The sequence below is a fragment of the Arcobacter sp. CECT 8985 genome (assembly GCF_004116495.1).
In the GTDB taxonomy this organism is placed as follows: Bacteria; Campylobacterota; Campylobacteria; order Campylobacterales; family Arcobacteraceae; genus Malaciobacter.
This window is the reverse complement of sequence record NZ_PDKC01000053.1, coordinates 1-8,476: the sequence shown is the minus strand read 5'-3', so window position 1 is coordinate 8,476 and position 8,476 is coordinate 1. Positions and strand designations below refer to the sequence as shown.

Genomic DNA, 8,476 nt, shown 5'->3' with positions numbered 1-8,476 from the left:
CTAATAAATTGTCTAAAACTTGTATATATATTCTTGCATTTAATATTTCTACTTCTTTTAGTGTCTTTAATATTAATTCTTTATATTCTTCTAAATCAGAATATTTTTTATCATCAAAAATAGCATTAAAAAGATCTTCTATTTCGGGATTAAAATATAGATATTTTGAAACAGTTTTTTCTTTTAGATTTTTAAAAAGTTCTTTTTCTTTTTCTTTAAAAACATTATCATTTAAAATTATCATAACTTTACATCTGAAAGTTAAACTTAGTTGTGTCATAAAACCAAATAAATCATTTAAATCTATATCCTTTGATTTTCTTTCAAAATCATCAAAACATATAATAGCTCCACTATTTAGATACTCTTCTGCCTTTTTTATTTTTTCATTTTCTAATATCTTATCTATTCTGATAAAAGATTCATTTGCAATATTTGATAAATCAATATTTATACCAAAAACACTAATACTTTTAGATAAACTTGAAAATATATTTACACTATTTTTTACTAATGTTTTAGTTTTTTCTTTATTCTCATAAGATTCCATACTTTCAAGAATATTTATAAATACTTCTTGTTTTATTTGCTCAATTGATGTTTTACCATATAAACTAATATAATGATTAGGTATTTTATTTTTCCCATCATTTAATTTAGGAATAATTATATTTTGCCAAAAATTTGTTTTTCCACTTCCCCATTTTCCAGAAAGCATAATAACTTTATTATCAGAAATTTCCGAATTTAGATATCCATTTTTATCATCATTCCCAAGTAAATATTCTTCTAATATTTCTAAATTTGCCACATTATCCCTTTACTCAATATTTATACTCCAAACTTTTATACTTTATTTTTTTGTTTTTAAAAGGATCAACTATTGCTTCAATTTGATCAAATTTATATCTTAAAGGAAATCCAATTTTAGAATTAGTTGCTGTTGTTTCTAGTTTATAAAAAGGTTTACCATCTATATATAATGCCTTTTTATTCAAACTTTGATTTAATTTTAGATGTACTATTACAAATATATGTTTAGGAACTAATACAAAATATGCTTCATAACCTTTTACATGAAGTAAGGATATAAGAAGATTTGATTTATCATCACAATCTCCATAATTTTGGCTTACTACTTTTCTTGCACTTCTTGCAATACTTTCATTTACTTTATATGGAATATTTGTAGTAAAATCTAGCATACTTTGAACTTCACAAAGTTCATTTCCTTTACAATGTAGAGTTAATCTCTTTGCAAGTGAGTATGTAAAATCATCAATTTTTACTTGATTTACATAGGTTTTATCATCTATATCTAAAAATTGTCTATCTACTATAAAAATTGATTTATATATCATATAAAAAAGTGTACATATAAATACAATACTAATAATAATTGAAAAATAGTGTACAAACTTATTTTGAAATAGCATCTAAAGCCTTTTTTAAACTATCCAGATTATTTTGTGATTTCACTGCAACTCTAATGAACTTTTCATCTAAAAAATCAAAATTGCTACAATCTCTTATCATTATTTTATACTTTTTTAACTCTTCTTGTAACTGCTTTGCAGTATATTTTTTAAGTCTTGCTAATACAAAATTTGCACTACTATTAAATATATAATCAACCAAATTACTATTTTGTAAAATTTTTTCTAAATAAATTTTATTTTTCACATTTATTGCTCTTGCAACTTTTTTGAATTTTTTATCTTTTAATGCTTCTTGCAAATATGCACTATCAAAAGATGAAAGTTTCCACATTGGTTCAAACTTTTTTAATTCATCTATATTTAATTTATTTGAAATAATTGTACCTACTCTAATTCCTGCACTACTATAAAATTTTGTCATTGATTTTAATACATATAATCTTTCATATCTATGTATATATTTTACTGATGAAACCCCTTCAGTAAAATCTAAAAAACTCTCATCAATAAGAACTGTTGCACCTTGTTTATTCCAAAAATCAAGAAGCTTTTCAATATCATAAAGTGTACCATCAGGAGTTGAAGGATTTACAAATATAACCAAAGAGTTTTTTTCTAAAGGTACATCTAACCTTTCAAGTCTATTTATCAAATTATAATCATATTTATAAATAGTACATGCTTTTTTATACTCTAAATATGCAGGAGAATAAATTGTACAATGATTTAAATTTAGATGTCTAAAAAGAGTGAAAATAGCACTACTTCCACCATTATAAAGCTCTAATTCAAAATCTTTCACATTATAATTATTAGCAATCGAACGATAAAGTTCTTCATATTTAGGATAAGAAGAGATGCTTAAAGTATTAAAATCACAATTAATTTCTGGTTTTATAAAGTTTATATTTGAGGATAAATCAATAATCTCTTCAACCTTACAATTTATACTTTTTGCAAAATTGTGAATATCGCCCCCATGTTCAAAAGTATTCAAATAATAAATCCTATATTTAATAAAAGAAGTTCAGTAATTTCAATAGAACAACCTAAACAATCTCCATTTAAAAAGTTAAATCTTTTATTTAGTATTTTTAAATTTATATATAAAAAAGCCAAGGCAAAAAGTAATAAAATCCATGCATTTGATTTTAAAAACAAGGCAAAAATAACAAAAACAAATACTGCAATTCTTACTTTATTTATACCTTCTGCTTCAAAGGCTTGATTCATAAAACTATCTTTTTTAAAAGTAAATAGTGGTAAAACATAAGTCAAACTAAGTCTTGAAAACATAAAAGTTATTATAATAACTTCATACTTTTTCTCATATAGTAAATATGAGATTATTGCAACTTTTAATAGAACAAAACAAAATGTTGCAATTGCTCCAATTGCTCCAATTGTTGATTCTTTCATTATTTTATATGCGTCTTTACTTGAGTAACTTGCAAACCAAGCATCAACGACATCTGTTATTGCTTCTGTATGCAAAAATCCATACAAACAAAAAGAAATAACTGCACTTACAATACTTGCATACAAAGGATGGAAAAAATTACTTAAAATAATAAATACCAAAATTGTACAAATGGCTATTAAAAAACCAATAAGAGGTAAGAAAAAAAGACTATTTTTAAAAGTATTTTTATCAATTTTCATATCTTTTACAAATACAGGGAAAACTGTAAAATAAGATAAACTAAAAGCAAATGAATTAAAAAGCTCTCTCATTTTAATCTTCTTTCTATTGAATATTTAACTTCAATTACCTCTTCGCAATTTTTAGCTAAAAATTGGCCTATCAAGCCCGAGATATCAACAAACTCCCTACTATATTTATCAACAGGAATTACACCATTATTTATATCATTTAATATAAAAACAATATTACAATCTATTTTAAAAATATTTTCTAACTGCTCTTTCATATATTCAAAGCCATTATCCATATTATTTAAAATAAACATAGTCATACAATCAATTAAGTATGTTTCATTTTTTTTAATTACTTTTGTTAAATCTTTTGACTCTTCAATAGTAAAAAAGTCTTCACCTCGCTGTTTGATATGGTTTTGTACTCTTTTTTGCATTGACATATCATCATATGAATTATCATAAGTTGCAATATAATATGGCTTTGAAGTTGCTAATTCTAATACTTTTTTAATCGCACAAGATGTTTTTCCTGATTTTTGTCCACCAAAATAAAATGATTTCATTACTACCCTAAATTTAAAAAGCTTTTAATTCCACTAAACATAATTTGAGCAGATAAAGCAGCAAGAAAAAGCCCTGTAATTTTAGAAATCACTAAAATTCCTTGTTTTCCAACTATTTTTTCAAACTGGCTAGATAAATAAAGCATCACACCAATTGTTGCAATTGCACAAACTAAAGCGAAACTTCCTGACATCATTTTTGAAAAAGTATTAAACTCTGCTCCCATTACAAGTAAAATACCAATTGTACCTGGGCCTATAGTAACTGGAATTGCTAAAGGTACAACAGCAAGATCTAAAACAGATTTGTTTTTTATCTCTTGTTTATCTTTATTTCCTTTTACTAATTCAACTGCTGTTAAAAATAAAAGTGCTCCTGCACCTATTTTAAAAGCATCTAAAGTTATTCCAAATACTTGAAAAATATATTTACCAAAATATAGTAATATTAAAGACATAACAATAACTGATATTGTGATTTTTATAGCAAGTGCATGTTTTTCTTTTAACTCACTATCATTCGTAACAGTTAAAAAAACTGATAATACAAAAAAAGGTGTCATGATAAAAAACATTTTTAAATATGTTGATATAAAATATGATCCTATTTCCAAATTATACTCCTATAAACGATTCTACTTTTTTAACAATTTCACCTTTTGAGGCTCCATTAATTGCTGCATAAACAAGTGCCCCTCCTGCACCAACACCCTCTTTTGCTTCACCCTTGTCATAAAGCTTTAAAACTTCACTTTTACTAGTTGAAAAATCAAATTCAGCATAATAAGCAGCTATTTTAAAATCTAAAGATTTTAAAATAGCTTCAATATTTGAATTTTCATCTTCTGCAATCCATTTAGTTGTACATAAAGCAAGTTTTGAGCTATCAATTTCTCCACCCATAGTTTTTAAAATTGAGTTAACTGTTAGTAAAACTGCAGCCATTTGAGTTCCACCTGCAAGTACTAATTTATGATTTGTTGATTGAAGTCCCAAAATAAATCCTGCATTAAATACAATCATATTATCACTTACAATAGATAGTTTTTGAAAAATATCCATACTATTATCAATTTTATATAAAGCACTTTTCAAAACTTTATCTCTAATAGCGTTTGGTGTTTTCTTAAATGAGCTTGCAAAATACTCTTCACACTCTTCATATCCTAAAGCCATTGCAGTAGCTTTTGCTGTTGTAGTTCCAGCAGGAATAGTTTCTGCTAAAATTGTATATTTACTTGAACTTTTATAGTTTTGCCCAAACTCTAAACCTTTTTGAAAAATTGCCATTGCATCTATTTTTGCACTTTCATCTATTCTATTACTAGGTTTTATATCAAAATTATGTATTTTAAAATAATCAATTTTTGGCATTACTTCAAAACCTAAATTTAAAAATTCAATATTTTCAAATGGCTTTATTTCGTGCACTGCTCTTGTTATAAGACCAGGAGTGGGGATTCCTTTTGAAGTTGTTGCAATATCATCTAAAGACCTAACTTCTTTTATTGCTAAAAATTCTGCATCTAAAGTAGGAGTTAAATGCATTTTTCCTGGTATCCCTGCTTGTGAGATACCTTCAATATCAGCTGTTTTTGTAACAGAACAAGATAACAAAAAAGTAGCTTTTTTGCCTCTTAAAAACTCCATGAAATCTTTTTTACCTAAAATAGTATTAAAGTTCATATGAACCTTTCAAAATAATTTTTGAAGAAGTATAACAAATGTTTAATTGATATTTAGTTTATAACCCATTCCACCTTGCGAAAGAATGGTATCTTTTGGTAATTTTTTTCTTAATCTTTTTACTAATGCTCTAATATTTTCATTTGTTGTTAAATCACCTTGCCAAACATATTGTTCAATTTGTTCAAAAGTTACTACTTTTTCATAATTTTTAACAAATAATGTCATAAGAAGTATCTCTTTTTTAGCTAATTTCACTAATTCATTATTATCATCATAAAGGCTTTCTTTTCCAATATTATAAATAAAACCATCATGTAACTTAACTTCTAAATTCTCTTTTATACATAGTTTTTTTAGTTTAGTTTCTAATTCATAAATATAAAATGGTTTTTTAATATATTCATCACAACCTTTTGAATATGCATTTTTTATTGTTTCTAATTCCACATTTGCACTTATGATAATAGCAGGAGTTTTTTCATCCATTGTTCTTATCTCTTTTAATAAAGTAAGACCATCAATACCTGGAACATTTATATCTAAAATAAAACAGTCATATCCATCATAAATAGCTTCAATTGCACTCTTTCCATCTTCAAACCAATCAACTTTGAAATGTTTTGCTTCTAATGCATCTATTATTAACTCTGATAATCTTTTATTATCTTCAAGTAATAGTATTTTCATCTAGTTCCTTCCCAAAAATTAGATTATTTATTTATACAAATTTTTATAATCGCACCTTGATTACACTTTAAGGCCTGTATTGTACCATTCATTTTCTCTTCAATAATTAACTTAACCATATATAGTCCAAATCCATCTCCACCTTTTTTACTTGTAAAAAATGGTTCAAAAATCTTTTCTAAATTACTCTCTTCTATTCCAATTCCATTATCCTTTATATATACATATGTATGATTATTTTCATCTTCTACTTTTATATCTATTTTTCCTTCTAAGCTTTCATTTGTCTGTTTTCTTTTTAAGATACTATCTTTAGAATTATTTATAATACTTAAAATACACTGTTTAAATTCATTAGGATAACCAAAAATAGTAAATGATTTATTATTTTTAAAATCCAAATGAACATCAATATAGTTATATTTTATATTATGTTCTACAACTTTTAAAAGATCTACTATTGCTGAATTAATTTCAAATTTGCTTTTTGATATTGATGGTTTTACAAAATCTCTAAAATCATCAATTGTATCTGTCATATATTGAACTTGCGTCATAATATCATCAACAATCTCTTTACTATCTTCTTGAGTAAATGATTTTCTACTTCTTTTATATAATAACTCTTGTGCAATTGTAGAGATTTCAATCAATGGCGTTTTCCACTGGTGAGCAATTGAAGTTATCATCTCACCCATTTCAGATAGTTTTGAACGATGAATTAAAAACTGCTCATTTTTTTTTCTTTGATTTTCTAATTTTTTTATTTGAGTGATATCACTAATAATAGTTACTACTCCTGCTTCTTCATTATCTTTGTTTAAATATTTTTTTCTTCTAATTAAAGCATCAAACTGTTTTGCGCCCAAACAAATAACTATCTCCATTTCTTCTATGAACTCTTTATTATCTGAAAATATTTTATTTATTTCTGGCATTATTTCTTTAATATCTTTTTTTATAATATCTTTTTTTGTAGATTCTAATACTGTACATAAAGCATCATTACATCCAAGTAACTTATCATCAATACTTTGCCAATAAACAATACTTTGAATATTATTTAAAAGTACTTTATCTAATTTACTTTGTTCTAAAAGTCTATTTTCTAATCTTATTTTTTTGATTATATTTACAACAAGTCCTAAAATCAATAGAATAAATATAGGCATAAGTAAAAATGTATTATCAATAACTTTTCTATATTCTTCAAAGAATGTTTTTGGTTTATTTATAATAATTGCATTTTCAGGGATATTTTCAAAATCAATATGATATTTGTTTAAAACATTATAATCAAAATAATATTTTGAATCAGGAGTATCTATTGGAATATCTTGAATCTTTTTTTTATCTTTTATTAATTCAAAAGCTTTTGTGGCTGCTAATCTACCTTGCTCTACTGGGTCAACTGCTACCCCACCAATTATTCCTTCACCTAAATGAATTTTATTAATTGCAAAAATAGGGAATTTTGAATTAGTAAATAGTTGCCTTAACTTGTTATATATTATATATCTACCTTTGATATCTCTATACAAACTAGTAAATAATACTGCACTATTTTTAGGTAATTTATTTATTTTTCCAGCTATTGTATTTATATCTATTTTATTATCATATATTATATTTATTTTGTCTGTAAATTGTTTTGATTCTTCAATAATTTGATTTTTTATTGCTAATGAAGATAGAGTATCATCACTAATAATGTATAAAGTATTTAATTTAGGGATAACTTTTAAAATAATTTGAATATTTTTTGTAATTTGTTTATACTCAATTACACCTGTTATCTGTTTTTTAATATTTTCTGGAATTTTCATATCTTCATAATTTTCTATTCCACAAAATACTATTGGTGCATTGTTAAATATTTTTTTATGATTATTTACTACAAAATTTAGAGCATAATTATCTGCAACAATTATGACTTTATAGTGCCTTGATGAGAACTTTTTCTCATATAATTTTTTTAGTGTATTAAAATATGATTTTGTATTTATTTTTTTACTATCCATACACTCTGTAGTTAATTCATAATCTGGATATTTAGCAAAAACTTCTTTTACTCCTTTTGTAATATTATCTGTCCATTTTAAACCAATATTATAAGAGTGCAAAAGTAAAACATCTTTTTGAGAATTTGCAAATAGAAAAATAGGGAAAAGTAATAATAAAATTAACTTAATTAACATATATAAATTCTTTTTTTTAGTTATTATTATATTTTACTCTATTTTAGATTTAAAAGTGTATAAATAAAAGTAAAAGAAGACTCTAAAAGAGTCTTCAAAACTTTTAAAGTTTATTCCATTTAGCAGGTCCAGTAGTGTGAATAGAAGTACCTTCAGTATCAACAGCAACTGTAACAGGCATATCTTTTACCTCAAACTCATATATCGCTTCCATACCCATCTCTTCAAATGCTAATACTTT

Annotated in this window: 10 protein-coding genes; all 10 read right to left on the bottom strand. The window is 24.6% G+C overall.

The features are described 5' to 3' along the window. The coding region (locus CRU93_RS13645) for a P-loop NTPase fold protein (protein ID WP_129104741.1) at window positions 1–811 on the bottom strand (811 nt) is incomplete at its 3' end. Window positions 812–824: 13 nt separating this feature from the next. Then, complete coding sequence (locus tag CRU93_RS13640; protein WP_129104740.1) at window positions 825–1,436, bottom strand: hypothetical protein; 612 nt, start codon at window positions 1,434–1,436, stop codon at window positions 825–827. Further along, a complete protein-coding gene (locus CRU93_RS13635; RefSeq protein ID WP_129104739.1) occupies window positions 1,420–2,436 on the bottom strand; it encodes an aminotransferase class I/II-fold pyridoxal phosphate-dependent enzyme in 1,017 nt (338 codons plus the stop codon). Before CRU93_RS13635 ends, CRU93_RS13640 begins: the two co-directional genes overlap by 17 nt. Beyond that, the gene (locus CRU93_RS13630) at window positions 2,433–3,173 is read right to left on the bottom strand and encodes an adenosylcobinamide-GDP ribazoletransferase (RefSeq protein ID WP_129104738.1); all 741 of its coding nucleotides are present in this window, start codon (window positions 3,171–3,173) and stop codon (window positions 2,433–2,435) included. The genes CRU93_RS13635 and CRU93_RS13630 overlap by 4 nt, the downstream gene beginning before the upstream one ends. Continuing rightward, window positions 3,170–3,661, bottom strand: a complete 492-nt coding sequence (locus CRU93_RS13625; protein WP_129104737.1) for a bifunctional adenosylcobinamide kinase/adenosylcobinamide-phosphate guanylyltransferase — start codon at window positions 3,659–3,661, stop codon at window positions 3,170–3,172. The genes CRU93_RS13630 and CRU93_RS13625 overlap by 4 nt, the downstream gene beginning before the upstream one ends. Before the next feature lie 2 nt (window positions 3,662–3,663). Further along, window positions 3,664–4,275 carry a MarC family protein gene (locus tag CRU93_RS13620; protein ID WP_258238936.1) on the bottom strand — a complete coding sequence of 204 codons (612 nt, stop codon included), beginning with the start codon at window positions 4,273–4,275 and terminating at the stop codon, window positions 3,664–3,666. 1 nt (window position 4,276) lies between these two features. After that, complete coding sequence (locus CRU93_RS13615; protein ID WP_129104736.1) at window positions 4,277–5,347, bottom strand: nicotinate-nucleotide--dimethylbenzimidazole phosphoribosyltransferase; 1,071 nt, start codon at window positions 5,345–5,347, stop codon at window positions 4,277–4,279. 42 nt (window positions 5,348–5,389) lie between these two features. After that, window positions 5,390–6,037, bottom strand: coding sequence for a response regulator transcription factor (locus CRU93_RS13610; RefSeq protein WP_129104735.1), 648 nt, complete (start codon window positions 6,035–6,037; stop codon window positions 5,390–5,392). A 23-nt stretch (window positions 6,038–6,060) separates the two neighbouring features. Next, on the bottom strand, window positions 6,061–8,235 hold the full coding sequence (locus tag CRU93_RS13605; protein ID WP_129104734.1) for a HAMP domain-containing sensor histidine kinase: 2,175 nt from the start codon (window positions 8,233–8,235) through the stop codon (window positions 6,061–6,063). A gap of 103 nt (window positions 8,236–8,338) precedes the next feature. Then, a partial coding sequence (locus CRU93_RS13600; RefSeq protein WP_164967698.1) for a fumarate hydratase C-terminal domain-containing protein occupies window positions 8,339–8,476 on the bottom strand: 138 nt, incomplete at its 5' end.

Coding starts and splice junctions, on each gene's coding strand:
- CRU93_RS13640 (WP_129104740.1), bottom strand. CDS start 1,436: ATGCTATTTCAAAATAAGTTTGTACACTATTTTTCAATTATTATTAGT.
- CRU93_RS13630 (WP_129104738.1), bottom strand. CDS start 3,173: ATGAGAGAGCTTTTTAATTCATTTGCTTTTAGTTTATCTTATTTTACA.
- CRU93_RS13625 (WP_129104737.1), bottom strand. CDS start 3,661: ATGAAATCATTTTATTTTGGTGGACAAAAATCAGGAAAAACATCTTGT.
- CRU93_RS13615 (WP_129104736.1), bottom strand. CDS start 5,347: ATGAACTTTAATACTATTTTAGGTAAAAAAGATTTCATGGAGTTTTTA.
- CRU93_RS13610 (WP_129104735.1), bottom strand. CDS start 6,037: ATGAAAATACTATTACTTGAAGATAATAAAAGATTATCAGAGTTAATA.
- CRU93_RS13605 (WP_129104734.1), bottom strand. CDS start 8,235: ATGTTAATTAAGTTAATTTTATTATTACTTTTCCCTATTTTTCTATTT.